Genomic DNA, 25,016 nt, shown 5'->3' on the forward strand with positions numbered 1-25,016 from the left:
CTTCGCGTTTTCCCTTTTTTATGCACTTTTCCATGCCGGCCGGGATTTTCCCGCCGCCCGGTCATTCTGCGCCGCGCTGGCGGCTGGCCGGTTGGAGCGGGGTCTCCCGCCTTGGCACACTTTCTTTACTGAATACCAGTCACCTTGTAATCCTTATCTTCTACCGCTTTCTTCAGCACATCGTCCGCCACCTCAGCGTTCAGCGTCACAACCGCCGTTCCCTTTTCATGGCTTACTACAGCTCCGCTTACCTGGGGAAGCTCCTCCAGAGCCTTCTTTACAGCCGCCTCGCAGTGACCGCACATCATACCTTCAATTGTAATCGTTTTTTCCATCGTTGTCTTCTCCTTTTTTACATTTTGTTTGATTTTTTTATCTTTACTCGCGTCATGCACCTTAAACCAGTTAAGACGCAGGGCGTTTGTTACCACGCAGAAGCTGGACAGGCTCATGGCTGCCGCGCCGAACATAGGATTGAGCTGCCAGCCGAAAATCGGAATCCAGACGCCCGCTGCCAGTGGAATGCCGATGACATTATAAAAGAATGCCCAGAACAGATTTTCATGGATATTCCGAAGAGTTGCCCGGCTTAAGCGGATGGCCGCAGGCACATCGCTTAAGCGGCTTTTCATCAACACCACATCAGCCGCGTCAATAGCAATATCAGTTCCCGCTCCGATGGCGATTCCCATGTCGGCTCTTGTCAGGGCCGGAGCATCGTTGATGCCGTCGCCTACCATGGCTACCTTGCCCTTCTCCTTCAGGGCCCGGATAACGCTTTCCTTTCCTTCCGGAAGCACGCCGGCAATGACTTCATCCACCCCGGCCTGCTTTCCGATGGCCCTGGCTGTTCTCTCGTTATCGCCGGTCAGCATCACCACATGGATTCCCATATTCTGAAGCTCACGCACTGCCTGCGGGCTGTCTTCCTTGATGACGTCCGCCACGGCGATGATGCCAAGGAGTTTTCCATCCTTTGCGAAGAACAGCGGCGTCTTTCCTTCCTCCGCCAGCTCTTCCGCCTGCCGGCGCACGGCGTCTGTGACTTCCGCCGTCTGGCTGATGTATTTCAGATTGCCTCCGGTCAGACGGCTGCCGTCCAGCTCTCCGGTCAGGCCGCCGCCCGGCACTGCCTGGAAATCCGTCACTTCCAGATCAGACTGCACACCGCGTTCCCGGCCCGTCTCAAGAATCGCGTTTGCCAGCGGATGCTCGCTCTTCTTTTCCAGGGCATAGGCCAGGGTCAGGAGCTCTTCCTCTGAGGTTTCTTCCGCCGGAAGGATGTCGGTAGTCTTCGGCTCACCGCTGGTGATGGTTCCTGTCTTATCCAGAGCAACAATCTGCATCTTTCCAGTCTCCTCCAGGGAAACCGCCGTCTTGAACATGATGCCGTTCCTGGCTCCCATTCCGTTGCCCACCATGATGGCTACCGGCGTGGCCAGTCCCAGAGCGCAGGGGCAGCTGATGACCAGTACGGAAATGGCCCGTGCCAGCGCAAAGCCTATGGTCTGACCTGCCACCAGCCACACAATCAGCGTCACCACAGCAATCGCGATAACCGCCGGGACAAAGACTCCCGATACCCGGTCTGCAATCTTCGCAATAGGCGCTTTGGTTGCAGCCGCGTCGCTGACCATCTGGATAATCTGGGAAAGGGTCGTGTCCTCGCCCACGCGGGTCGCCTCACAGCGGATAAAGCCCGAGTGGTTCAAGGTTGCCGCAGATACGGCGTCGCCCGGTTTTTTGTCTACGGGAATACTCTCCCCGGTCAGCGCCGATTCATTGACCGCGCTGCTGCCATCCAGCACAATGCCGTCCACGGGTATATTTTCCCCGGGCCGCACCACAAAAATGTCGCCTTTTCTGACCTGGTCGATGGACACCTCCACTTCTTCTCCGTCCCGGACGATCACGGCCGTCTTCGGCGCCAGCTTCATCAGCCCTTTGAGCGCGTCCGTGGTCTTCCCCTTGGAATGGGCCTCCAGCATCTTTCCGACCGTAATCAGGGTCAGAATCATAGCTGCGGACTCAAAATAGAATTCATGCATGTAAGACATGACGCCTGCCATATCGCCGTTCATCTGTGCCGCCGTCATGGCAAAAAGCGCATACAGGCTGTATCCAAAAGATGCTGCCGAACCAAGCGCCACCAGCGTATCCATATTGGGGGCCCCATGAATCAGCCCTTTGAAGCCGCTGATAGAAAACTTCTGGTTGATCACCATGACGATGCCCGTCAACAGAAGCTGGGCGATTCCGATAGCCACATAATTCTCCGCCAGCGCCTCCGGCAGCGGCCAGTTCCACATCATATGTCCCATGGACAAATACATCAGCGGAACCAGGAAACAGAGCGAGGCAATCAACCTCCGCCGAATCTTCGGCGTCTCCGTATCCTTCAGAAAATCGTCGTCCGCTCCCGCGGCGGCGGAGCCGGCTGCGGCTCTGCTGGAGCCAGCTCCGGCACCGGCGCCGGCGCCTCTGGCGCCCTTGACAGAGGCGCCGTAGCCCGCCGCCTCCACGGCGGCGATGACGGCCGCCTCGTCCGCCGTGCCTTCCACTCCCATCGAGTTTGTCAAAAGACTCACGGAACAGGAGGTCACTCCAGGCACCTTGGAGACAGCCTTTTCCACTCTCGCGCTGCAGGCCGCACAGCTCATACCTGTCACGTTATATTGTTCCATAATCTCTCCTCCTCACTCTGCGCGGATTTTCTATCTGCCGGCAGCCGGAAAATTCCTGGCGCTATGCACCGGTTCCGGCCGGCTGGCAGAACGCTTCCGCGTAGTCTGCGCAGTCTAACCATACATATCATTTCATCATTTACCGCATCAGCTTCTGCAGCACCGTCACCAGCTCGTCAATGGTCTCATCATTGCCTTCCCGGATATCGTCTGCCACGCAGGTTCGGATATGATTGGCAAGCAAAACTTTATTAAAGCTGTTCAGCGCCGCGTTGACCGCCGACACCTGTACCAGTATGTCCGGACAATAACAGTCACTCTCCACCATCTTCCGGATTCCCCGTACCTGGCCCTCAATTCGGCTCAGACGGTTAATCAGATCCTTATATTCCTTCTCTGTACGCTCCTTCGTCTTGTGGGAGCAGCAGCATTCTTTCTGTTCTTCCATACCTGTCACCTCTTTTTCCCAGAATTCCCGCTGTGGGAGCCGCTGAATACTTCTGCCTGTACGTTCCGCTGCCGAATCGGCCGGTTCAACAACATTTCACCGTATCATATTCCGCCGCTTCAAATACGCCCCAGGGGTATCTCTGTTTGAGCTCATTATATACCCCATCAGGGTATTTTGCAAGAGGAAATTTTATCAATTCCATTGTTTTCAGTACTGCCGTATAACGTTATAATTTATACAGAGATTTTTCTTTTTCACGCAACCAGCGTCTGTTTTTGTCGGCTTTTAGAATAGAAGGGGGATTTTTATATAGAAGACAGCAAAATCATCGAACTGTACTGGCTGCGGGACGAATCTGCCATTCAGGCAACCAGCCGGAAATACGGACCCTATCTTTTTAAAATCGCATACAACATTCTGACCGATACCCAGGACAGCGAGGAGAGCGTCAATGACACCTATCTCAAAGCCTGGAATTCCATGCCGCCCCACAGACCAGGGCTTCTCCCGGCCTTCCTCGGAAAAATCACCCGGGAGCTGTCCATTGACCGGCTTCGTTACCGGACTCGGAAAAAACGACGGGATTCAGGATACATGCTTGCCCTTTCCGAACTGAAGGAATGCGTATCCGGCACTGATACGACGGAACAGCAGACATCAATGCTTTTACTTGCGGAATCTATCAGCTCCTATCTCCGCAGTCTGTCTCCGGAGGCGCGGAGTCTCTTTGTAGGGCGCTATTTTTATCTGGATTCCGTTCAGGAAGCGGCCGCTTATTGCGGAATGAGTATATCAAAAGCCAAAAGCCTGCTGCACCGGACCCGCAAAGGACTGAAGGTACACCTGGAAAAGGAGGGATTTCACTTATGAAAGCGGAAACCATTCTTGACTCTCTAAATTTTCTGGATGACGAAATCATTATCGAAACCGACAGACTCCGCAAAACTCCAAGACAGGTGCGCTCCAGATGGCCCTGGTTGAAATGGGGAGCCGCCGCGGCCTGCCTTCTGGCCGCCCTGTGGATGACCTCAAAACTCTGGCCTGCCGCCCGCCTGGAGCCCTCCCCGGCTTTTCCGGACTCTTCCTCTGAGTCTGCAGACTCTGCTCCCGAAGGAAGCATTCCCGAATCCTCAAACATCTCCGATACCTCTCCCACGGAAGACGTTTCCGAGTCTTCCGGCCTTGTCCCGGAAGCAGAGCTTCCTGAGTTTTCAGATCCTTCACCGGAAGCAGAATTGCCCGATCTCCCTGTCCTGACTGTCTCAGACATCTCGGCAGGCGGCATGGGATTTGAGGGACTTATGGCCTTCGATATCTCTGAGCTGACCAACGCAAATCCCTGGACGGAAGATATTACCCTTACAACGCTGCCCGTTTACCGAAACCAGCAGGATTATGAAGAAAACTATTATCCGGTCGACGTCGACTGGGATCAGATGAATGAGCTTCTGCTGGAAACCGCGGGAAAGCTTGGCATGGATACCGGCTCTCTTAACATCGCAAAGGAATCTGGCTGGTCCAATTATTTGAAAACAGAACAAGACGGAACTGTCATCACAGCATGGTCCTCTATGGAAATTCAAATAAATTTTGAACCGGCCGTATCACTTCCTGAGCAATATCATTTTACTCACTATTCTACTTATGAAGAGCTCGCGCAGGCTGCTGAGTATTTGCTCTCTGCTTACAGCCATCTGCTCGCCCCGGACAATCCCCGCCTGAACATCAGCGGAGGCGATTATGACATTTACCTCCGTCAGAGTTATGAGCCGGAGTTTTTCGAAGCCGGGAACAGCCTGGAAGAGGATATCATAAATTATAATTTTTATCCCATCCGTTTTTCCTGCGATGACGCAGGACGGCTGATGAGCATCCGCATTTTTCAGCCCGATCTGTCAGGAAAAATCGGGGACTATCCTGTGATCACGGTTCAGGAAGCCGCTGCGCTCCTGGAAAGCGGAAACTACATTACCTCCGTCCCCTACAGCATTTCAGAAATGAAAGATGTAAAAAAGGTGGAGCTTGTGTACAAAACCGGAGATTACGAGACATATTACATGCCCTATTACCGGTTTTACGTGGAACTGCCGGAAGAGGAAGAAGCAAACGGCCTGAAGACCTACGGCTGTTATTATGTGCCTGCTGTAAATGGACGATACCTTGAGGTTGTGCCTTCAGAAAGAGGCTTTTTAACTAGTACACCTGGCTCCCTCACACCTGCAATTTTTTTCGCAAATCTATTGCCCTGCCGAAAAAACAGCCGGTTTGTCCTCAAATCCGGATTCTCCGGCAGAACAGCCTTGACGAGTCCCGAAAATTTTCTTATTCTAAAAAATATGAAAATCCGAGAGATGTAAAAGTGAGCGCGGCTGCAGAAGCGGCCGGACTCCAAAGGTATCTGAAACGCAGAACATTTGCAGGAAAGCAGCGAGGTACGGACATGAATTTATATGACATCCTGGGCCCGGTTATGGTAGGCCCTTCCAGTTCTCATACGGCAGGCGCCGTGCGAATCGGGCTGATTACACGCAGACTGCTCGGAAAAGCCCCCGCAAAAGCGGACATCGCCCTGGCAGGTTCTTTCGCCGCTACCGGCAGAGGACATGGCACGGATCGGGCCCTTGCAGCTGGTCTTTTAGGTATGCAGCCCGATGATACCCGTATTCCCGACAGCCTGCAGCTGGCGCGGGAACAGGGAATGGAAATACAGTTCCGGAAAATACAGCTCAAAGACGCCCATCCAAACACAGCTCTTCTTCATGTGGAAACCGAAGACGGACGGGAACTGGAGCTTCAGGCTTCTTCTCTGGGCGGCGGCCGGATCATGGTAAACAAACTGGACGGCATTGATGTAAATTTCACCGGAGAAAGTCCCACGCTTATCGTCCACAACCTGGATCAGCCTGGTCATGTGGCCGAGGTCACTTCCATGCTGTCCCACAAGTCCGTAAACATTGCTACCATGCAGCTTTACCGGAACAAGCGGGGCGGCTACGCCGTCATGGTGCTGGAAACCGACCAGCCGATTCCGGAGGACTCTGTTGCCTGGCTTGCCCATCTGGAAGGTGTTATTAAAGTAACCTATCTGAACACAGTACAGGAGGATGAACATGGCGTTTGAATCAATGGAAGAATGGCTGAGATCCAGCGCTGACAAAAACATATCCACAGCAGAGGCTGTAATTCAGGAGGATATGAGTGATCGGGGCGTATCCCGGGAGGAAACCTGGACACAGATGAGCCGTATGTGGGAAGCCATGCGCAGCTCTGAACAGGATTATGACAGAACTCTGCGCTCCCACAGCGGACTTGTAGGCGGCGCAGCCGGGCAGATGGAGGATTATCTGAATACCTGCCATCCCCTCTGCGGAGAAACCATGGGAAAGGTTATCATGCGGGCGCTCCGCCTGGGAGAATCCAATGCCTGTATGAAAAGAATCGTGGCGGCCCCCACGGCCGGAGCCTGCGGTGTCCTTCCTGCCGTTCTCGTCACCGCCGCCGAGCAGGACGGATATTCGGATGACCAGATGACCGAAGCCCTGTTTACCGCCGCCGGCATCGGCCAGATCATAGCCGCAAGAGCGTATATTGCAGGCGCCATGGGGGGGTGTCAGGCAGAGATCGGTTCGGCATCCTCTATGGCCGCCGGCGCCCTCGTCTTTCTGCGGGGCGGAAGCCCGGAACAGATGGCCGATGCTGCTGCCATTGCCCTGAAAAATCTTCTGGGACTGGTCTGCGATCCGGTCGCCGGACTGGTAGAGGTCCCCTGCGTAAAACGAAACGTCATCGGGGCTGTCAATGCCATGGCTGCCGCGGATATGGCCCTGGCCGGAATCCGCAGCACCATTCCCGCCGATCAGGTCTTTGACGCTATGAAGGAAATCGGCGATCAGATGAACAGCTCCCTGCGGGAGACTGCCGAAGGCGGACTGGCCGCCACGGCCGCCGGCCGGGCGGTCAGCGAAAGGCTGCGGGAAAATCTTTAGAAGCTTTAAAAATATTTAAAAACAGAAGGAAAAGCAGAAGGCTGTCAGGATATGGCCGTCCCAGGTCTGGCTGCCATATCCTGATAAACCAAAAAAGGCTTCCACAACCAAAGGTGGAAGTCTTTTTTCCAGCTCTTATGCAGAGCTTTATCTTTTATTTTAAATCCGCGCATTCTGCTTTGAACCCTGAACAGTGCCGTTACCTCTGCAGCCGGCTCGGCCCAGGCTGCCTCGCGGCACACAGGAGGTTCCGCTTAGGGCTGCTTCATTCCTGACCTGACCCGGTTCACAGATTCCTGTTGCGCAAGACCCAAGCGTCAGTGCTGCTTACAAAGGGCTGCACACTGTTCATAAAGTCCGGGGCAGAATATCACCCCTGCTGTAGCGGATTGCAGGTACAGGGCACCGCTAATTCCCCGGCTGCGCGGAAATTTTATGACATATTAATCTGCACGGCAGTCTCTGAGGACTGTCTTCGATAGTATACCCTTAATTTGCCTGTTTGTCAACGGCTTTCTGGCAGAGCTTCTGCCGCTTTCCGGCTCCTCAGCTCCTTAAAAAACTCTGTCAGTATCCTGCTGCACTCCTCGCCCAGCACTCCCCGTTCCACCTGAACCTGGTGGTTGAATTCCGGCATCTCCAGAAGGTTCAGGACAGAACCGGCGCAGCCGGCTTTGGGGTTCATGGCCCCGATCACCACCCGCCCCATACGGGCCTGTACAATCGCTCCGGCGCACATCTGACAGGGCTCCAGCGTAATGTACATAGTGCAGTCTTCCAACCTCCAGTCTCCGGTCTTTTTACTGGCTTTCCGAATCGCGTTCAGTTCCGCGTGGGAAAGTGTATTCTTGTCCGTATTCCGCCGGTTGTAACCCCTTGCTATGATTTTATCATTCTGCACAATGACACAGCCTATGGGCACCTCCATCAGAGCCCAGGCCTTCCTGGCCTGACGCAGGGCCTCCTTCATATATTTTTCATCTGCTGTCATTCTTGTCCTTCCTTTTCCTCTGTTTTTCAAAAGGCCAGATTCCGTTTCCCCTGACATCTTCCCCTGCCGTCTTTCCCGCCCGGCTCCGGCCGGTTATTTCAGCAGGCGGCACCAGTAACCGAAGCTTTCTTCCGGTGCCTGTGTCTGCGTCTGCGCATCCGGCCCTTTCATCACCTTGAACTCTTCAAAGCCGAACATGGAAGCAAGCATCTGCTCCTTTTCATTGTAGATGCCTGGAACTCCTATGTAATAGCTTATCTGCCTCTCCGTCTGCTTACGGAACAGAAGAAGGTGGTGATGCTGGTAAAAGCCGTGAAGCAGAAAACTGTTATTTCCAAGCCCCCATTTGTCCCGGGGAATCCTGGACAGTTCCCTGTTCCCCAGACGTATTCCAGACAAAATGTCTCCACCTCCATCCTGATAGCGTACTGCCGGAAAATGAGACACCAGGTATTCCCACTGCCTTCTTCTGGGGTCTTCTGGAACAAGCATTTCAGGCTCCGTCTGCGCTCTCTTTTTTTCCTGTTCCTGCCGCGTCCAGTCTGGCTTCAGCTGGGCCGCCTGTAGAGGTTCCGGCTCAGACTCCGTCTCCAGTTCTGTCCATGGCTTTGATATTTGCTCCGGCTCTGGCTCCGGTTCCAGCCTGGCCGCCTGTGCCATCTGAAAATTCATCCCAGCATTTCTCATCAGATCAGTCTGCTCTTCCTGCTTTGGCCGTTCCGCCACCCTTTCCGCACCGCTTTGATTATCTTTTCCTGTATTTTCCTCCACATTCCTCTGCCTGGCAGACCTCTCAAGGGGCTCAAACCTGTCTACGTCTACCGGATAGTCGTCCCACTCTGCGGCAAAGACGCGGTTTTCCCCTTCGATATAAATTCCCCGGCTCTCATCCAGGCTGAAGCCGCCCATAAGGCTGTCCGTTCTGGTTACTCCATTCCACTCCAGCGCTCCATTGCGGCTTTCCAGCTCGCCCAGATACTGTCCCTCCAGCCGTTCTCTTTTCTGCGTAAATACGTAAACCCGATAGGGCCTCTGCCGGTGGCTGTAGAATCCCTTCACGTGCACCCAGATCTTACATTCGTCTCCGCGGGCATTTACCTTGACAAACCCTGTATTTTCTCTTTTTTCTCCCTGCTCGTATCCGTAAATGTAGGAGACAAACCGTTTATAGTCAGACAAAGAATCCCTCCCTTTCTCTCATTTGCTAAGATATTCTATGCCTGACCTGTCCTCTTCATTCCAGAATCTTTTTATTCTTTTCTCTGGCATAGCGTCGGTGCACCAAGGGACAATACGGTCCCTTGTACACCGACGCTATCCTTAATTAACAAGGACGTTCCCGCTGCCGGAAACCTATTCGCTTTTGTCTTTCAGCCGGCTGCTCAGCTCGGCAAACTGTGAGAGCTCCAGCGCTTCTCCCCGTATACCGGGAGCAAGTCCCATCTCTTCCAGGACAGCCGCTGTGCATTCCTTGGGAATATGGAGCTCCGGCGCATTGTAAAGTCCGTTGACCAGCGTTTTTCTGCGCTGATTGAAGGATGCCCGGATAATCTGAAACATCAGTTTTTCATCCTGCACTTCTACTGACGGCTTTTCATGCTTTGTCAGCCGGATAACGGCTGAACCCACCCGGGGACGGGGCATAAAGCAGTTTGGCGGAACGTTGGCCACCAACTCTGGCCTGGCGTAATACTGCACGGCCAGGGACAGCGCGCCGTAATCCTTGGAACCCGGCCCCGTCTTCATACGGTCCGCCACTTCTTTCTGAACCATAATCGTAATGCTTTCCACCGGAACATGGTTTTCAAACAGACCCATGATAATCGGCGTTGTAATATAGTAGGGAAGATTCGCCACTACCTTGACGGGTTTTCCTCCGTTCTTTTCTTCCACAAGCTTTGTCAGATTCACCTTCAGCACATCTTCGTGAATCACCGTCACATTATCGTAACCGCTGAGCGTATCCTCCAGAATGGGAAGCAGAGCGTCATCTATCTCGATCGCCGCCACCTCTCTTGCAGAATATGCAAGATACTGGGTCAGCGTACCGATTCCGGGACCTATCTCGATCACAAAATCATCCTCCGTTATCCCTGCGGAACGGATGATTTTCCCCAGCACATGCTCGTCAATCAGAAAGTTCTGTCCGTATCTTTTCTGAAAGACAAACTTATATTTGTTCAGTATCTCTATGGTATTTTTGGGATTTCCCAGGCTTGGAACCGGTCTGCTCATAACTCTCTCCCCTGAAAATATAGTTTTCTGGCATTTTCATTTGTAATACGGATCACTTCCTCTGTCTCCATTCCCTTGAGCTCCGCAACCGCTTCCGCCACATAGGGAAGATTCAGAGAGGAATTGCGTTTTCCACGGTTTGGAACCGGGGCCAGGTACGGACAGTCTGTCTCCAGCAGAATCCGCTCCGGCGGCAGCATCTTCACGACCTCTTTCAGTTTTTTGGCATTCTTGAAGGTTACAACGCCGCCGACTCCGATATAGTATCCCATTTCAAGATATTCCCGGGCCGTCTCGGGCGCATAGGAAAAGCAGTGGATCACGCCCTTAAGCTTTGGCGTATGGGCCTTTTTAATCTCCTCCAGTGTGTCAGCGCATGCCTCCCGGCTGTGTACAATAATCGGAAGCTCCAACTCTTTTGCCAGATCCATCTGTCTCCGGAACCAGTATTTCTGAGTCTCATGGTTTTCCTTATCCCAGTAATAGTCCAGGCCGATTTCTCCTGCTGCCACGGTTTTTGGATGCCGGCACTGCTCCTTCAGCCATGCAAAGTTTTCCTCATTCAGCTCTCCCACCTCATCCGGATGGATTCCCACTGCCGCATAGATAAAAGGATACTCTTCTGCCAGCGCAAGCGTCGATTTCACTGACCCCAGGCTGGCGCTTACATTTACAATATATTCAATTCCCTGATTCTGACACTGAGAAAGAAGCTCGCTTCGATCGGAATCAAAGGCTTCATCGTCATAATGGGCATGGCTTTCAAATATCATCTTTCCGCCGCACTCTCTTTCCTCGTTTTCTTCTCATTATACAGAACCACTGCCCAAAAATCCAGTACCGCTTTTTGCATCGGTGTACAGAGGACAATACGCCCTGGTATGCCGGTACTATCCCTCCACCACATATCTCACATCCGCGAACCCCACGCAGTCGCCGGGCCGGAGCCTTGCCTTTTCATTGACTTCCAGGCGTCCTCCATTCAGATATGTCCCGTTTGTGGAGTTCAGGTCTGTCAGATAATAGCAGTCCTCCTCCCTGGAGATCCTTCCATGTATCCGGGAAATCCCTCTGGCCTTCAGCCATCCATCCACCGCGTCTTTTTTCTTTCCTATTAAAAAGCTGTCCTTCGTAATCCGCAGATCCGGATAGGCCGCGCTTTCACTCCGCAGAAAAAGGCCCGGCTCCCTGGCTTTGGAGAGAAACGAGGTCCCTCCTTCCGGCTTTTCCGTCCATTCCGGGGAAACCGCGTCAAAATTCCGTTCCGGTTCCCGCTCCCGGATGCAGTCTTCTTCTACCACCGTCTGCCCGTTTCCGTCATACCGGATAATCTTTCTCTCAGATTCTTCCTGCTGCCCCTGTCTGTCTTCCGGCAGTCCGTTCTCTTCCTGCCATGTCTTCAGCAGCTTTCCCAGCGACGGATTTTCTTCTCCCGCAATCCTGTAAAATTCATATCCCAGCGTAACCGCTCCCGAGTCCTGTCTGTCCAGACGGTCCAGAAAATATTCCGCCAGTTCCAGAAGCTCTCCTCCCGGGTCTTGTGTTTCAAAGGGAAAAAAGCAGAAAAAGGATGTCCATTCATCCGGATCAATATAGATAAAATCCGGCGTCAGCAAAAGCCGCTCCACATCCAGAAGGTATTCTTCACAGGAACATACCGCCTGATACATGCCGCGCAGCAGCTTTAGAAGCTCCGGAAGCTTCAGCTTTTTCCGCTCCAGTACCAGACGCAGACTCTGCCGGGAAGTAATCTCATAAAACAGAGACGCTCCCCTGTCAAATCTGCTCATTCTGCATTCCAGGAATCCCGGAATTTTGTTTTTCAGCAGCATACCCGTCTGATAATTTTCCTGGTACTCCTCCTGCTCCAGTACCAGATAATTGTGATTCAGCTCTCTTTTATATGACACATTCATACGATACCTGCTCCTATTCCTCGATTAGATTTTTCAATCGCCGGCTGTTTCGGATAAAATCCACCGGATTCAGCCGCTGCGCAGTCTCTTCTTCCCTGACATCCAGACCGCCCAGAAGGGAGGTGCTTCCTTCATAGCAGACTGTTACAGAGCTGTCTGCCACTTCCACAGAAACACCCGTCAGCCGCAGCAGAAGAAGTCTCTCATCTGCCAGACCTGCGGCCTGTCCGGTAAGCCAGTTTTCCAGATGCTCTTCTGTCTCATACTTACGCGCCGCCCCTTTTCCTGCCAGCTCCGCCGCGCAGGAAATCAGAACGCTTCTGTCATGGAGATAGAGACTGAGAATGAAAAATACAAATATAAGAAACAACAGGAAAGGAAGAAGCAGAGAAGCTTCTACGGTAAAGCTTCCGCTTTTCCATTTTGACACCGCCGTTTCTTTTGGCCTTCTCTTTCTGCTTTTTACCTTCATACCACTTTCCATAGCATCCTCCCAAACTGTGCCAGGCACAGGAAAGGTACAAAAGGAAACTGCTGCTTCCAGCCGGCCTTTCCCAGTATCAGCCCTGCTCCCAGAACCAGCGCGCACAGAATCAGTCCTGCCATCAAAAGCTGCATATTCTCTGAACCTCCCAGATAAATGCCCGTTACACAGAGCAGCAGACCGTCCCCGAATCCGATGGCGCCCCTGGTTACGGCCGCTGCCGCCAGCACAAAAACTCCAGATCCGATACCTGTCAGAAGCTCAAGACTGCTCTGATATTTCAGCAGCAGATTCACCAGAATCCCTGCGGCGGCAAAAATTCCAAGACTCGGAATGCTGACCTCATGCTGCCGCAGATCCTGCCTGGCATTCCATACCAGCAGCAGAATCACACAATATTCGCTCCACATATATCCTATCCTCCACACACCGAACAAGGCGGCAGCCCTCCTGTCTCCCAAAGACGAACCGCATGAATTCCCCGGACCAGCGAAGAGCAGTTCAGCGTCTGATGATACCGGTTTCCCTCTTCCGTCAGGAACACGATTTCGGAACCTTCTTTCCAGCAGCGTTCGCAGGGATAATATTTTGCCCCGTCCCCATTGCGGAGCTCTTCCACTTTATCCAGCTCCGTCTGCTGAACAGACAGTTTCAGATGCCGGCAGCCTAAATCCCTGTGATACACAGTTCCGTGATCTGTCACGTAGACGATTTCGCTGTCCTCTATTTCCGGAATGCCGCTTCTCCCGGCAAATCCGGTAAACCCGCGGACTGAGCGCTCCACGGAAATCTGAACCGGCCGGAACCAGAGAATCCAGGGCGGAAGCACTGCCTGAAAAGAAGCCCGCAGCGTCAGCACAGAATCCTCCTCATTCCAGACTGTTCCCAGAAAAGAGATTCCGTCCGCTCCGTCCTTTATAATTTCCGCTGCCACCCGATCCTCCAGATAGGCTTCCACTTCTCTCTGTCCGTAAAGCATGGCCATCGCCGAAGGAGCCAGACTTCCTGCATCTTCCAAAAAATAAGCCATCTGCGCCAATTCCCGTCCTGTATCTGTCAACGCACGTCCTATCTCCACACGAACCTGAACCAGGAAAAACAGCGACAAGAAGGCTGTCAGCGCAAAAAGGAACAAAGGAAATACAAGCGCAGCCTCTACTGTCAGGCTTCCTCTTTTTCTGAAAGAGGCGCACCGTGATGTTTTTTCGGCACAGGGATGGGAAAGAGAGTTGTCAGAATTGATTGTCAGAATGACAGCCCGACCATCTGCCGCTGCCTGGAGAGCTTTGAATTTAATTAGACACACCCCCGTACGAAAAAACATCACGGTACACCCCTTTCTTACCTCTTCAAAACCGTTCGTTTTTTACCATTCGTACCCTATCCAGCGCTCTGCCGTCAGCTCCTGTCCATTTGTACATACCGCCCGGAACCAGAAAGCATCTGTACACTGATCGATATAAAACCAGTGCCCGCCTGACTGTTCCCGGATTACACCCTCTATGGCATCCAGGCTTCTCATCATTTTATGTTCCCGTCCGGTCAGTGTAAGCAGGATTCCCAGATAATCCTGGTACAAAAGCCCTTCCGGGTCCTCCTGCTCATCAAACCCGGAAAGAGCCCCCGCTTCCAAAGCCCCGGACAGAGACAGCTTCCAGGTGGAATTATTCTTAAAAAACGCTGTCCTTTTTCCATTCAGCAGCATCCGTACATCCAGGACGCTCTCTGCGAAAGCCCATGCCAGAAGCAGTACCTGCTTCATGGCTTCTACCAGACCGGGAATCATTGTAGCGCCCACCAGCGCTGCCGCCAGAGCCGCACACTCTGCTACCTTTGCAGAATCAGACAGCAGATATGCATAATTCATGCCTTCCCGGATAGCCAAAAGCCTTCCGCAAACCGCTTCCAGATTGGCAATGTCTGTATCCTTTCCGGCTATGAGGTACTCCAGCTGATAATCCAGCCAGGCTCCGCTCTCCTTTCCTTCTGCCAGATACTCGGCCGCATCCGGAAAATGCTCCAGAAGATATGCCAGGAAAAACACGTCATTGCCCACACCCGGACTGTTCCGTCCCCGGGGACCTGCTCCCGAAAGAAGCACTCTTGCGGAAGGCATCGTGCTTAAATCCGCCTTTTTCCCGGACAGCTTGTCCGGCTCCTTTACCACCAGATTTAAGATGCTTCCCCGTTTCAGACTGTTTGTATTGGAAACCGGGTCCGGCGTGCTCTTCTCCTCTTCTTCCTCCCGGCGTTTTTTCAACTCTTCCAGATTCTGATTCTCACGTGCATCTGCCTGAGCATAGCTCTCTTCATTTCCGGAGGCCTGACTTCCATATTCTTCATACTGCTTCAGCTTCTGCAGAAGGGAGGCTCCCGTCTTCTGCTTCATATAAGCCACCGCCTGCTCATAATACGCAGTCCCCTTTCCGTCCGTCGCCCTGGAATAATCCCAGGTATCTACCCCGGCCGTCTCTCCTTCGGACAGATTTGCGTCCAGAAAACCGGTGATTCTCCGGTTCAGATACTCTGTATCCTCTGCTCCCCCTCCATAGCTCAGATCCAGATAAAACAATCCGTAAATATCCAGCAGCTCTCTGTGATATTCAGAAAGAACTGAGTATTCCGCCAGCTCCAGAGCCTCCTGCGTCTGACTGCGTAGCATCGCGTAACGGGCAGATTCCAGCGCGGCCTGAAAGAAAAACAGAAGCACCGCCAGCAGCATGCTCAGAAAGACTGTAATCTCTCCCCGTTTCCATATCCTGCTGCTCATAACCGCTCTTATACCAGCCTGCTCTGACTTGTGATCTTGTCAAAGATCTCATTGACCAGAGAGGTAAGCTGATTTTTAAATATGATCACGAGGGCAATCAATACCACAAGGATCAGGATCATCTCCACCGTACCGATTCCATCCTCTTCCTTCCAAAAACGTTTCCACCAATATTTCATATTCAGTTCATCCTTTCCCGCCTGTATGGTTTTTGTTTTCTCACTTTCCGCTTCTATCACATCTGCATCTTTCTGCTACATCTGCATGGACATTCCTGCAGGGATCAGTATCAGAATCATTACGACTGCCAGCATCATGACCATCGGAAATAAAAGCCTTGTTGCCGCTTCTTCCCCCTGATTCCGGGCGCAGTCCTTCCTCTGTTCAAAGGCTTCCAGAATCTCCGCGTTCAGGATCTGGCTTAACCCCTTACTTCCTTTTCGGAGATTCTGCTCCAAAAGAGCTGACAGCTTCAGATAACAGGGCAGGCGGCATCGAATCCCGAAATTTTCATATACCTTTGTCTCTGCCACACCGCTCTGCATTTCATGACAAGCAAGGGCCATTTCCTCATAGGCAAACCGGGGCTTTATCTCCCCTTTATCCCTTTTTTGCTGATACTCTTTTACAATGGTCTCCCACGCGTTCCGGGCCGCCGCTCCCGCGCCCATCAGAAGCACCAGTTTGCTTACAATCCCGGCATAATCACGCTGCATCTGACGCTCCCGCTCCTGCACCTGCTTTTTCAATTCCCGGTCCTTTGCCACATACACCAGGACTGCCGCAGACAGAGTCAGGAACAGAACTGTCAGAGCAGAAGAAGACGGTGCTTCCGTCCAGCTTACCGCAACCCCACCTATTCTCTCCGGCAGTTTTTTCATTTTCTGACTGCTGCTCTCCTGCTGAGCCGCAGCCAAAGCTTCGCTCACAGTCTCTTTCCACTGCTCCTCCTCTGTGGGAATCGGCGGATAAATCTTCACGACTGCCCGGTATATCTCTTCCTCTTCTCCGCACACGAGTCTGGCTGTCAGTTCCGTCAGGCTGCCTTCCTCTTTCAGGTTCTCCAACCGGAGGCTTCCATCCAGATTCAGCGTCTCATAAGTATCCAGTTCCCATTCCACGGTAACAGGCGTGTCTTCGATCTCCCGAATCAGATTCAAATCGCTCCGCACTTCTTCCAGAGAAGCGTTCTCCCCCAGGATATAATCTTCCATCCGGTTCACCTCCCTCTCCAGAAGATCTCTGCTTTCCTCTGCAGTCAGCGCGCGGGGCTCCACTTTCACGGACACATTTTCCTGCCCGCCTTCTTCCATACTCAGACGCAGTTCCTGAGTATAAGCCTTTTCCTTACGGGGAAGAAAATACCCTTCTGTCAGAACCCGGCTGCTCCCTGATGTCAGGACAAAGAGCAGAGCAAGGACAAAACCGGCTCCCAGGACTTTCAACATGAGCCCGGTTTTTTCCGCGTAATAAGCTTCTGCACGTTCTTTTACTTCACGTTCCGGTCCGAGAAGTTTCAGGTTTTCTTCTACCTCAGCCTGGCCCGGATATTTTCCTCCGATCCTTTTCCTGAGCCACACGCTTATCTTCCGCATATTGCCGGAAAGCCGTCTCTCTCTTTCTCCCTTTTTATCTTTCTTTTCAACCTTCTTTTCCCCGTCCTTCTCTCCGTACTCCTTCTCTTTCCTTTCCTTCTCTGTCTTTCTGCTTTTCCCGAACATCGCCTTTCCGCCTATTTTCGACACATCCCTTCTACAATCAGAAGTTAAATCTCTATCTCCAGCATCCGCCTTCCCAGATAACGCGCCGTCAGATACAGCCCAAGGCAGCCTGTCATGACACAGATTCCCGCCGCATTTCCATATACGGGGTCCAGAAAGCCCGGACAGCCAAGCCGCAGATAAAGAATCATGGCAAAAGGAATCACATTCATGATCCTCTGCTCATATCTGCGGGAAGCCAGCACGGAGGCCACCTGTCGCTCCGTATCCACGGTCTGCGTAATGGTACGGGCGGTATCCTTCATGACCGCTATCAGATCTCCGCCATTTCTCTTTCCCGTTGCAAAGATTTCCGCAAACATTTCCGCTTCCTCCATACCGCTTCGGGCCGCGAAATCCCGGATTGCTTCTTCCACGGTCTGATTTGCGTCCAGCTTCCGCTGCATGGCTGCCAGTTCCTGCACCATATCTGCGCTTTCCGGGTATACCAGCTTTAAATCTTTTCGGGCCTCCCGGACAGCATTTTCAGCAGAATATCCTGCCGCCAGCGCCGCCGCCATGCTCTGAACCGCATCTTTAAACTGAAGTTTCAGCCTCTTTCTCCGCTCTTCCGCAAGCCGCTCCCCCTTTTCACGAAAATGCTGAATTCCCACCAGCGGAAAAGCGGCAAACGCAAGCGGCGAATTATAAAAGCAGAGAGCTATGATTCCTGTTATCAGCGCCGCTTCCAGGCCATATCTGAGCTTTTCTTTCCGGCTGAAATGATACGTCCTGTAATCCATATCTTCAGCCCCCAATTCCCGCTGCTCTCATCTTTTCTTCATGGAACAGCCCGTCCCGCTTTCTGAGGCTTCCCCGAACCTTAAGTCTGTCCTCTCCCACGTCTTCCTGAAACTCAAAAAGCGTATGCAGACAGATCTCCCCTTCCCGGATTCCGTCCGTTTCCACTATCTCCAGAACTCTCCGGCTTCCGTCCCGGAGCCTGCCCAGATGCACAATCAGGTCTACCCCGGAAGAAATCTGTCTCCGGATGGCCATAAGCGGCAGTTCCATCCCCATCAACACCATAGTCTCCAGACGGCTCAGCATATCCCGCGGACTATTCGCATGTCCCGTGCTCAGAGAGCCGTCGTGTCCGGTATTCATGGCCTGAAGCATATCGATAGCCTCCGCGCCGCGAACCTCTCCTACAATAATCCGGTCTGGCCGCATCCGCAGCGCCGTGCGGATCAGATCCCGGATGGTAATCTCCCGCTCACCTTCCAGATTGGCTCCCCGCGCCTCCAGCGTGACCAGATTCCGCACCCGGTCCAGCTGCAGCTCTGCATTATCCTCTATGGTAATAACCCGGGCTGTCTCTGGTATAAATTCCGAGAGCGCATTGAGAAATGTAGTCTTTCCGGAACCGGTGCCTCCACTCACAAAAATATTGTAGCCGGCCTGGACTGCGGCCTTCAGAAACTCCACAGCTTCTTCCGTCAGCGATCCCCAGCTCACCAGCTGCGCTATCCGCACCGGCTCCTCCGGAAAACGCCGAATCGTAATCACCGGACCATTCAGGGCCACCGGGTCCAACACAATATTCACCCTGGAGCCATCCGCGAGGCGGGCGTCCGCTATGGGGCTGGCTTTGGTCACGCTCCGGTTGCAGAAGCTGACAATCTGCTGCACCACGTCTTCCAGCTGTATTCTGGTGGAAAACCTCCTCTCCCACCGGAAAATTCTGCCCTTCTTCTCTATAAAAATGTGATCCGGTCCGTTTACCATGATCTCCGTCACCTCCGGATCTTCGATCAGTTCCTGCAGAATATCGAGCCTCCGCATGGCATGGAACAGTTCCTTCTGCATCCGGAGTTTTTCTTCCAAAAGAAGATAGCTGCTCCGGCTGCAGGCCATGATTTCCTCATCAATCAGCGCCTGCACCTCTTCATCTGTCAGCTCCCTGGACAAATCCAGCCTGTCCTGAACCCGGCTCCGCAGCCTCGCGCGCAGTTTTTCCCAGTCTTCCTTCACTCTCCGCTCCACCTCCTGCTTTCCGCCTTTGCCAGAAATTCGATTCCCCCGCCTCCAGACAGACAGAGCTTCTTTGTCCGTTCCATAATATGTTCCAGCTCCAAAAGCCCTAAGGTGTCCTCATATTGTGACACTTTTGCTCTGGCCGTCTCATCCTCTTCCACAGGCGTATAGACGCAGTCACATTCTTCCAGAAGTTCAAAGAGCCCGTTCACCATGCCGCTTAAGTCAAGAATCACCACCTCATACCGGCTTTCCCGCTCCAGCGCATCCAGCAGAGCCTCCCAGTCTTCCCGGCTGATATGCCGGAGTTCCACCGGGGAACGCAGCGGCGGAATATAATCCAGATCCCCTATCTGCTGAATCACACCTTCCAGCTTGCAGGCAAAGGCTTTCTTTCCCTGTTTCAGAAAATACATCAGTTCCGACAGCGTCCAGTCGTCTTCATAGGGATACAGCGCCGCAAATCCCGAATATTCCTCCATATTCAGATACAGCGTCCGGCGTCTCTTTGCCACTTCTTTCCCAAGCGCCAGCGCAAACCCTGTCTTTCCTGTCCGCCCCACAGGGGAGTAGATTCCCAGCCTCTTCATTCCCTCCTTTCGGAGCGCCATGCCGAGAGCCTGCGGCGCTTGTTCCGCATAGATATCCAGCGCCTGCCGGAGAATCTGCGTGCAGGGCTGAAACTTGTAAATCGCCGGATATCCGTCATCTTCCCTGTATTCTTCCTCTGTCAGCAGAATCACTCTGCCCAGGCCCTTATCTTCTGAAATCTGAATCCTGTATTCTTCCGACAGAAGGAGAATGTCAACCGGATGTTCTTTTGTATAAGCCGTAAGCTCATCCCAGTCCGTAAATCCATGTACCGCAAACAGAGAGTCTTTCCGCGAATTTGCAAACTCCGCAAACTTTTTCGCGTACCCCTTTTCTCTGCCGCATACCGCCATCCGTCTCCCTTTCACCCAAGTCCTCCCATACACAGCAGCGCACCGAGCAGCAGACTTACAGATAATTCAAAGAGCAGAAAACTACTCGTTAAAAGCAGGAGTTTTGGCGTTCTCTTGTAACACTTTATTAATGATTTCAACCAGGCAACGCCCCCTTTCATGTCCCAATCATGTCCAAACTGGAATTATGGTTTGAGTCAAACCGCAGATACGGGCTGCGCCGATACCGGCATCAGCCAGATTAAGAAATTTCTTGAACGATCGTAGGTAAAGTATAGCTGTCTTTTCCGGATTTGTCCATTGTAAAATATTCACAAAATTCCGAAGGCCGCAATTCCGTAAAGCAGCCCCAGCCCGCTGATTCCAAGGCTTCCGACTGTCAAAAGCGTCAACACATTCAATCCCACAAATACAGAAATATTCTGGGAGAGCAGAAGAGCATTGATCAGCTGAATCCCTATCGCCCCGAATACCATGCGCAGCAGAAAATTCAATACCTTCATAGCTTTTGTCCTTCGTTTTTTATTATTTATATGGTCCGGACATCCAATATATTCTATTTTTAGTATAAATTCCTTCATCCTGGCCTATACTCATATTGTAGCACGGAAAAAAGGCCTTCACCACAGACGGCAGGCCTGAAAGAAAACTTATAAAAAGCGGGGGTTGCAGCATGAGTCTTTTTAAGAAAGAGCCGACACGGGGGACTTCCGGCGAATCCTTTACCCGGCGCCAGCTTCTGGAAGACCTTTATCTCACGAAAAACGCACTGGACACCGCCTACGCAAACTTCGAGGCGGTCGTAGATCCGGATCTGATCGACTGCTATACTTATGAAATCTACTCTGTGCAGAAGCGGTATAAATTCCTGCTGGAACAGGCAAAGCAGATGGATTTGCAGACGTATTTCTGATTTTCAAAATACCGTCATATAATGTTATCTGAATTCAACACATGACACTTTTCCCAACACCTATCCCCTTCCCCGGACTGCGGCGTACATCATATAAGTACGCCGCAGATATCCGACTTGCCCGTTCAGTTTCCACCTCCCCTCAATGGGAGGCCTTTTCTATCTCCCGCAGAGCTGTCACCAGAGGATCTTCTGATCCATCTGACAAAATATCCGGCGTGGTTCCGGCTTCTTCGCTGCTCGAACCATCGGGATTCAGTCCGTACATCATAGTATACTGTACCAGAATACCGGAGTTGGGAAGCTGAAGGAAAACAGGGTCCAGGCTTCCGATTCCATCTCCCCCGGTCTGCTCTCCCACAAGTTTTGCAAAGCCTGTCTCTTTGCAAAACACAGCAAAGGATTCACTGGCCGAATAAACCTGCGGTCCGACCAGAAGCCAGATTCTTCCTTCAAACGGCGCCCGGTAATTTCCCGGCGATACATGAAGTACGCTTTCCACATAATAATCCGCGGCCTCCAGCCCCTCCCGGTTCAGCTTAGGCAGCGCCGGCAGTTCTCCAATCGGATGAAGTTCCTCTTCCGAAAATACATTTTCAATATAAGGCCGGTTATTCTCACTGTCTGCCAGAAGCGCATAATTGGTACAGGATATCGATTCCTCTATAAACGGCGATACCAGGAGATTCTGCCAGTAAAGCTCACTTCCTCCGCTGTTTTCGGTCACATCAATTATCAGATCCGTATAACCTTCCAGTGAATCAAAAAACGAAAAAAGCTGTTTTTGATCCTCTTCATATTCTGCGGGAAAGCTGTCGATTTTTACATAAGCGATTCCAGAAGCCGGAAGCTGCAGCGTATGAATATTGGCTGCTTCCTCCCCGGCCGTTTCTGTTCCGGCATTTTCACCGTCACTCTCATCTTCCTGCGCCTCCAGCATCTTTTTCAGCTTCTCGTAACCTTCTTTTGTCCCGGGTGATTCGAGTACCTCTTTCCAGTGAGTCCTTTCCTCTGCCTGAGTGTCTGCCTGTCCGTCTGTCTGACTGTCACAATAGGCGGACAGATAGTCCTGATAAGCTTCCGGTTCAATGAGCCACAGATGGCCATAAGTTCCCAGAAGATATAGCGTGCTGTAGACCGCGCTGTAAAACGCCTCGTCGCTGTCTGTCTCTTCTATCATCTCCCGATAATCCCGAAAGATATCCTCTGCCGGATAATCCGGATTTTCCCGATCATGTATGCCAAGGCAAAGGTAACTGTCCTTCAATGTGCTGACCAGATAATCGAAGTCTTCCAGCCGTTGTTCCCGGGTAAGTCCCAGCGCGTTTCGAAACGCCGGATTCCAGTCTTCCGCACCACTGGCTGCGGCGCCGCAGCCGGATATCAGGCTGAAAGCCAGCGCTGCTCCAAGAATCCGTCTCCATTTTTTCCCTGTCTGTCCCATCTTCCTGTCCTCCTCTTTCTAATGAAACTGTCAGCCCTTTATTGTGTTTTCCGGCCCGGATTTCATCTTCTATAAGATTAAGAAAAATTTCTTACAGACAGCTGAAGAAAATTCTTTCAGGTTTCTTACATTTCAGCGAAATTTGTTTATTTAGAAGATTCGATTTCAAAAAAACATCCCCTTCAGGGTCCGAAGCAATAAGCCCAGACTCTGAAAGGGACATTTTATTTCTTTATTTCCTTACTTTTATATCATCCTCATGCGCAGGCTGCCTGCAGCTCCTCTGTTCTAGCAGATCTCCGCTCCCGCAGGCATGTCCTTATCCGGCATCATCAGCGCCAGATTGCCGTCCGCGTCTTCCGCGCAGAGAATCATTCCCTCAGAAAGCACTCCAGCCAGCTTGGCAGGTTTCAGATTTACTACCACCATAACCTTCTTGCCGACCATTTCCTCCGGCGTGTAATGGGCCTTGATTCCGGATACAATCTGCTTCACCTGGCTGCCGATGCGCACCTGGGAGCACAGAAGCTTCTTGGACTTCTTTACCGCCTCGCAGGCAATGATCTCTCCTACCTGGAACTGAAGCTTCTCGAAGTCTTCAAAAGTAATCTCTGCTTTCGGTTCAATATCAATAACAGCCTTTCCGCTGTCTGCTCCATCGCTTCCGGCTCCGGCAGCGCCTTCTGTATTTCCCGCAGTCCCCGCTGTACTTCCTGCTGCCTCGGCCGCTTTTTTCTCCTCTACCTTTGCCAGAACCTCATTCACATCCAGACGGGCAAACAGGATCTCCGGCTTATCTGTTACCTTTGTACCGGACTGATACAGCCCAAACATATTCATGACTTCCAGAGAACGCTTCTTTGCGCCCAGCTGAGCCAGAATTTTCTCAGCAGTCTCCGGCATGAACGGCTCCAGCAGGCAGGCTCCGATGCTGATGCTCTCTACCAGGTTATAAAGCACGGTTGCCAGCCGGTCTTTCTTGCTCTCATCCTTTGCCAGAGCCCAGGGCATGGTCTCATCGATATATTTATTGCACCGCTTGAACAGTGTGAAAATCTCTGTAATCGCGTCTGCCACGCGCAGCTCGTCCATCTTCTCAGAAGCCTTCTGAGCAGCTGCCACGGCAGTCTCCCGCAGCTCTCTGTCCACAGGTTCAATGACGCCCGCATTGTTCACCACGCCTCCAAAATACTTGTTTGACATGGAAATGGTACGGTTTACCAGGTTTCCCAGGGTATTGGCCAGCTCGGAATTGATACGCTCCACCATCAGCTCCCAGGTGATTACGCCATCATTATCAAAGGGCATTTCATGCAGCACAAAGAAGCGCACTGCGTCTACGCCAAACATATCCACCAGGTCGTCCGCGTAAAGTACATTGCCCTTGGACTTGCTCATCTTGCCGTCGCCCTGCAGCAGCCAGGGATGCCCGAACACCTGCTTCGGCAGCGGAAGATCCAGAGCCATCAGGAAAATCGGCCAGTAAATGGTATGGAAGCGGATAATATCCTTTCCGATCAGATGCAGGTCTGCCGGCCAGTTCTTCTTGAACAGATCGCTGGACTCTCCGTCACAGTCATAACCGATTCCGGTGATGTAGTTGGTCAGAGCGTCGAGCCACACGTACACCACATGCTTCGGATCAAAATCCACCGGGATTCCCCACTTAAAGGAGGTACGGGATACACAGAGATCCTGCAGGCCCGGAAGCAGAAAATTATTCATCATCTCATTTTTCCGGGACACCGGCTGAATGAATTCCGGATGGCTGTTGATATGATCTATCAGGCGGTCCGCATACTTGCTCATACGGAAGAAATACGCCTCTTCCTTCGCCGGCTGCACCTCACGGCCGCAGTCCGGACACTTACCATCCACCAGCTGTGACGGAGTCCAGAAGGATTCGCAGGGAGTACAGTACAGTCCCTCATAGGAGCCCTTGTAAATATCGCCCTGGTCATAGAGCTTCTTGAAAATCTTCTGTACCTGCTTCTCATGGTAGTCATCCGTCGTGCGGATAAATTTATCATAAGAAGTATTCATCAGATCCCAGATACGTTTGATTTCCCCAGATACCTGATCCACAAATTCCTTGGGCGTCACCCCCGCTTCCTGAGCCTTCAGCTCTATCTTCTGTCCATGCTCGTCGGTTCCTGTCTGAAAGAACACATCGTATCCCTGCATTCTCCGGAACCGCGCAATCGCGTCCGCCAGTACGATCTCATAGGTATTTCCGATATGCGGCTTGCCCGAAGTATAGGCAATCGCCGTCGTCATATAAAACTTCTCTTTTTCCATCCTTATTTCCCTTTCTTTTCTCTCAACCTGCAAATGATACTGCAAGACCTCAAAATTACACTTGTAAAATTCACGCGCCAGGCGCAAAATCAAGAAGAGTATCTGAACCGCGTCCGCTTGGCTCACTGCCTGCGGGAATAAAAAACCCGTCTTCTTTATCACT

Annotated in this window: 24 protein-coding genes and 1 other RNA gene; 5 read left to right on the plus strand and 20 right to left on the minus strand. The window is 52.1% G+C overall.

Features of this window, described 5'->3' with window-relative positions; all coding sequences use genetic code 11:
* Positions 1-125: 125 nt before the first annotated feature.
* Together B5E82_RS09230 and B5E82_RS09235 are read right to left on the minus strand one after the other, a co-directional pair.
* Positions 126-2,684 carry a heavy metal translocating P-type ATPase gene (locus B5E82_RS09230; protein ID WP_087307277.1) on the minus strand — a complete coding sequence of 853 codons (2,559 nt, stop codon included), beginning with the start codon at positions 2,682-2,684 and terminating at the stop codon, positions 126-128.
* A 139-nt stretch (positions 2,685-2,823) separates the two neighbouring features.
* Positions 2,824-3,132, minus strand: coding sequence for a metal-sensing transcriptional repressor (locus tag B5E82_RS09235; RefSeq protein ID WP_087307278.1), 309 nt, complete (start codon positions 3,130-3,132; stop codon positions 2,824-2,826).
* Positions 3,133-3,495: 363 nt separating this feature from the next.
* On the opposite strand from B5E82_RS09235, the gene B5E82_RS09240 reads away from it, so the two are divergent.
* The 4 genes from B5E82_RS09240 to sdaAA all read left to right on the plus strand — a co-directional run bounded on the left by B5E82_RS09240 (position 3,496) and on the right by sdaAA (position 7,121).
* Positions 3,496-4,005 (plus strand): RNA polymerase sigma factor, encoded by a 510-nt coding sequence (locus B5E82_RS09240; RefSeq protein ID WP_275533159.1) that lies wholly within the window; start codon positions 3,496-3,498, stop codon positions 4,003-4,005.
* Positions 4,002-5,492, plus strand: coding sequence for a hypothetical protein (locus tag B5E82_RS09245; protein WP_087307280.1), 1,491 nt, complete (start codon positions 4,002-4,004; stop codon positions 5,490-5,492). Before B5E82_RS09240 ends, B5E82_RS09245 begins: the two co-directional genes overlap by 4 nt.
* Before the next feature lie 83 nt (positions 5,493-5,575).
* Positions 5,576-6,256: an L-serine ammonia-lyase, iron-sulfur-dependent subunit beta gene (gene sdaAB, locus B5E82_RS09250; RefSeq protein WP_087307329.1), complete on the plus strand. Its 681-nt coding sequence runs from the start codon at positions 5,576-5,578 to the stop codon at positions 6,254-6,256.
* Positions 6,246-7,121: an L-serine ammonia-lyase, iron-sulfur-dependent, subunit alpha gene (sdaAA, locus tag B5E82_RS09255; RefSeq protein ID WP_087307281.1), complete on the plus strand. Its 876-nt coding sequence runs from the start codon at positions 6,246-6,248 to the stop codon at positions 7,119-7,121. The genes sdaAB and sdaAA overlap by 11 nt, the downstream gene beginning before the upstream one ends.
* A gap of 165 nt (positions 7,122-7,286) precedes the next feature.
* Here sdaAA and ffs read toward each other — a convergent pair.
* The 16 genes from ffs to B5E82_RS09335 form a co-directional block, all read right to left on the minus strand.
* Positions 7,287-7,549, minus strand: an RNA gene (gene ffs, locus B5E82_RS09260) — signal recognition particle sRNA large type.
* A 77-nt stretch (positions 7,550-7,626) separates the two neighbouring features.
* Positions 7,627-8,112 (minus strand): tRNA adenosine(34) deaminase TadA, encoded by a 486-nt coding sequence (tadA, locus tag B5E82_RS09265; protein ID WP_087307282.1) that lies wholly within the window; start codon positions 8,110-8,112, stop codon positions 7,627-7,629.
* A 93-nt stretch (positions 8,113-8,205) separates the two neighbouring features.
* Complete coding sequence (locus B5E82_RS09270; RefSeq protein WP_087307283.1) at positions 8,206-9,291, minus strand: hypothetical protein; 1,086 nt, start codon at positions 9,289-9,291, stop codon at positions 8,206-8,208.
* 174 nt (positions 9,292-9,465) lie between these two features.
* On the minus strand, positions 9,466-10,347 hold the full coding sequence (gene rsmA, locus B5E82_RS09275) for a 16S rRNA (adenine(1518)-N(6)/adenine(1519)-N(6))-dimethyltransferase RsmA (protein ID WP_087307284.1): 882 nt from the start codon (positions 10,345-10,347) through the stop codon (positions 9,466-9,468).
* Positions 10,344-11,120, minus strand: a complete 777-nt coding sequence (locus tag B5E82_RS09280) for a TatD family hydrolase (protein WP_087307285.1) — start codon at positions 11,118-11,120, stop codon at positions 10,344-10,346. Before B5E82_RS09280 ends, rsmA begins: the two co-directional genes overlap by 4 nt.
* Positions 11,121-11,237: 117 nt before the next feature.
* Positions 11,238-12,263, minus strand: a complete 1,026-nt coding sequence (locus B5E82_RS09285) for a DUF6382 domain-containing protein (RefSeq protein ID WP_087307286.1) — start codon at positions 12,261-12,263, stop codon at positions 11,238-11,240.
* Positions 12,264-12,276: 13 nt separating this feature from the next.
* A complete protein-coding gene (locus tag B5E82_RS09290) occupies positions 12,277-12,747 on the minus strand; it encodes a TadE/TadG family type IV pilus assembly protein (RefSeq protein ID WP_087307287.1) in 471 nt (156 codons plus the stop codon).
* Positions 12,732-13,157 carry a prepilin peptidase gene (locus tag B5E82_RS09295; RefSeq protein ID WP_087307288.1) on the minus strand — a complete coding sequence of 142 codons (426 nt, stop codon included), beginning with the start codon at positions 13,155-13,157 and terminating at the stop codon, positions 12,732-12,734. Before B5E82_RS09295 ends, B5E82_RS09290 begins: the two co-directional genes overlap by 16 nt.
* A gap of 5 nt (positions 13,158-13,162) precedes the next feature.
* Entirely contained in the window at positions 13,163-13,807 is a 645-nt protein-coding gene (locus tag B5E82_RS09300; protein ID WP_162610750.1) for a hypothetical protein, read from the minus strand.
* Positions 13,808-14,113: 306 nt separating this feature from the next.
* A complete protein-coding gene (locus B5E82_RS09305) occupies positions 14,114-15,517 on the minus strand; it encodes a DUF5702 domain-containing protein (protein ID WP_087307290.1) in 1,404 nt (467 codons plus the stop codon).
* An 8-nt stretch (positions 15,518-15,525) separates the two neighbouring features.
* Entirely contained in the window at positions 15,526-15,696 is a 171-nt protein-coding gene (locus tag B5E82_RS09310; RefSeq protein ID WP_087307330.1) for a Flp1 family type IVb pilin, read from the minus strand.
* Positions 15,697-15,771: 75 nt separating this feature from the next.
* Entirely contained in the window at positions 15,772-17,238 is a 1,467-nt protein-coding gene (locus tag B5E82_RS09315) for a hypothetical protein (protein WP_087307291.1), read from the minus strand.
* 44 nt (positions 17,239-17,282) lie between these two features.
* Positions 17,283-18,020 (minus strand): type II secretion system F family protein, encoded by a 738-nt coding sequence (locus B5E82_RS09320; RefSeq protein WP_140393112.1) that lies wholly within the window; start codon positions 18,018-18,020, stop codon positions 17,283-17,285.
* Positions 18,021-18,024: 4 nt separating this feature from the next.
* Positions 18,025-19,251 (minus strand): CpaF family protein, encoded by a 1,227-nt coding sequence (locus B5E82_RS09325; RefSeq protein ID WP_087307293.1) that lies wholly within the window; start codon positions 19,249-19,251, stop codon positions 18,025-18,027.
* Positions 19,248-20,213 (minus strand): hypothetical protein, encoded by a 966-nt coding sequence (locus B5E82_RS09330; RefSeq protein WP_140393113.1) that lies wholly within the window; start codon positions 20,211-20,213, stop codon positions 19,248-19,250. The genes B5E82_RS09325 and B5E82_RS09330 overlap by 4 nt, the downstream gene beginning before the upstream one ends.
* A gap of 296 nt (positions 20,214-20,509) precedes the next feature.
* The gene (locus tag B5E82_RS09335; protein WP_242966289.1) at positions 20,510-20,701 is read right to left on the minus strand and encodes a pro-sigmaK processing inhibitor BofA family protein; all 192 of its coding nucleotides are present in this window, start codon (positions 20,699-20,701) and stop codon (positions 20,510-20,512) included.
* A gap of 170 nt (positions 20,702-20,871) precedes the next feature.
* On the opposite strand from B5E82_RS09335, the gene B5E82_RS09340 reads away from it, so the two are divergent.
* Positions 20,872-21,111, plus strand: a complete 240-nt coding sequence (locus B5E82_RS09340) for a YaaL family protein (RefSeq protein WP_087307296.1) — start codon at positions 20,872-20,874, stop codon at positions 21,109-21,111.
* A 142-nt stretch (positions 21,112-21,253) separates the two neighbouring features.
* On the opposite strand, the gene B5E82_RS09345 is transcribed toward B5E82_RS09340, so the two are convergent.
* Both B5E82_RS09345 and metG read right to left on the minus strand, forming a co-directional pair.
* The gene (locus tag B5E82_RS09345; protein ID WP_242966290.1) at positions 21,254-22,555 is read right to left on the minus strand and encodes a S41 family peptidase; all 1,302 of its coding nucleotides are present in this window, start codon (positions 22,553-22,555) and stop codon (positions 21,254-21,256) included.
* A gap of 288 nt (positions 22,556-22,843) precedes the next feature.
* Complete coding sequence (gene metG, locus B5E82_RS09350; protein ID WP_242966291.1) at positions 22,844-24,853, minus strand: methionine--tRNA ligase; 2,010 nt, start codon at positions 24,851-24,853, stop codon at positions 22,844-22,846.
* Positions 24,854-25,016: the final 163 nt, after the last annotated feature.

Source organism: Lachnoclostridium sp. An138, assembly GCF_002160765.1.
GTDB lineage: Bacteria > Bacillota > Clostridia > Lachnospirales > Lachnospiraceae > Laedolimicola > Laedolimicola faecalis.

Excerpts from the sequence above, each read along its gene's own strand:
- B5E82_RS09340 (WP_087307296.1), top strand. The coding sequence starts at position 20,872 with ATGAGTCTTTTTAAGAAAGAGCCGACACGGGGGACTTCCGGCGAATCC.
- B5E82_RS09335 (WP_242966289.1), bottom strand. The coding sequence starts at position 20,701 with ATGAAGGTATTGAATTTTCTGCTGCGCATGGTATTCGGGGCGATAGGG.
- B5E82_RS09285 (WP_087307286.1), bottom strand. The coding sequence starts at position 12,263 with ATGAATGTGTCATATAAAAGAGAGCTGAATCACAATTATCTGGTACTG.
- tadA (WP_087307282.1), bottom strand. The coding sequence starts at position 8,112 with ATGACAGCAGATGAAAAATATATGAAGGAGGCCCTGCGTCAGGCCAGG.
- B5E82_RS09280 (WP_087307285.1), bottom strand. The coding sequence starts at position 11,120 with ATGATATTTGAAAGCCATGCCCATTATGACGATGAAGCCTTTGATTCC.
- B5E82_RS09230 (WP_087307277.1), bottom strand. The coding sequence starts at position 2,684 with ATGGAACAATATAACGTGACAGGTATGAGCTGTGCGGCCTGCAGCGCG.
- rsmA (WP_087307284.1), bottom strand. The coding sequence starts at position 10,347 with ATGAGCAGACCGGTTCCAAGCCTGGGAAATCCCAAAAATACCATAGAG.
- B5E82_RS09310 (WP_087307330.1), bottom strand. The coding sequence starts at position 15,696 with ATGAAATATTGGTGGAAACGTTTTTGGAAGGAAGAGGATGGAATCGGT.
- sdaAB (WP_087307329.1), top strand. The coding sequence starts at position 5,576 with ATGAATTTATATGACATCCTGGGCCCGGTTATGGTAGGCCCTTCCAGT.
- B5E82_RS09345 (WP_242966290.1), bottom strand. The coding sequence starts at position 22,555 with ATGGGACAGACAGGGAAAAAATGGAGACGGATTCTTGGAGCAGCGCTG.
- B5E82_RS09320 (WP_140393112.1), bottom strand. The coding sequence starts at position 18,020 with ATGGATTACAGGACGTATCATTTCAGCCGGAAAGAAAAGCTCAGATAT.
- B5E82_RS09235 (WP_087307278.1), bottom strand. The coding sequence starts at position 3,132 with ATGGAAGAACAGAAAGAATGCTGCTGCTCCCACAAGACGAAGGAGCGT.
- B5E82_RS09315 (WP_087307291.1), bottom strand. The coding sequence starts at position 17,238 with ATGTTCGGGAAAAGCAGAAAGACAGAGAAGGAAAGGAAAGAGAAGGAG.
- B5E82_RS09295 (WP_087307288.1), bottom strand. The coding sequence starts at position 13,157 with ATGTGGAGCGAATATTGTGTGATTCTGCTGCTGGTATGGAATGCCAGG.
- metG (WP_242966291.1), bottom strand. The coding sequence starts at position 24,853 with ATGGAAAAAGAGAAGTTTTATATGACGACGGCGATTGCCTATACTTCG.
- B5E82_RS09290 (WP_087307287.1), bottom strand. The coding sequence starts at position 12,747 with ATGGAAAGTGGTATGAAGGTAAAAAGCAGAAAGAGAAGGCCAAAAGAA.
- B5E82_RS09245 (WP_087307280.1), top strand. The coding sequence starts at position 4,002 with ATGAAAGCGGAAACCATTCTTGACTCTCTAAATTTTCTGGATGACGAA.
- B5E82_RS09305 (WP_087307290.1), bottom strand. The coding sequence starts at position 15,517 with ATGAGCAGCAGGATATGGAAACGGGGAGAGATTACAGTCTTTCTGAGC.
- sdaAA (WP_087307281.1), top strand. The coding sequence starts at position 6,246 with ATGGCGTTTGAATCAATGGAAGAATGGCTGAGATCCAGCGCTGACAAA.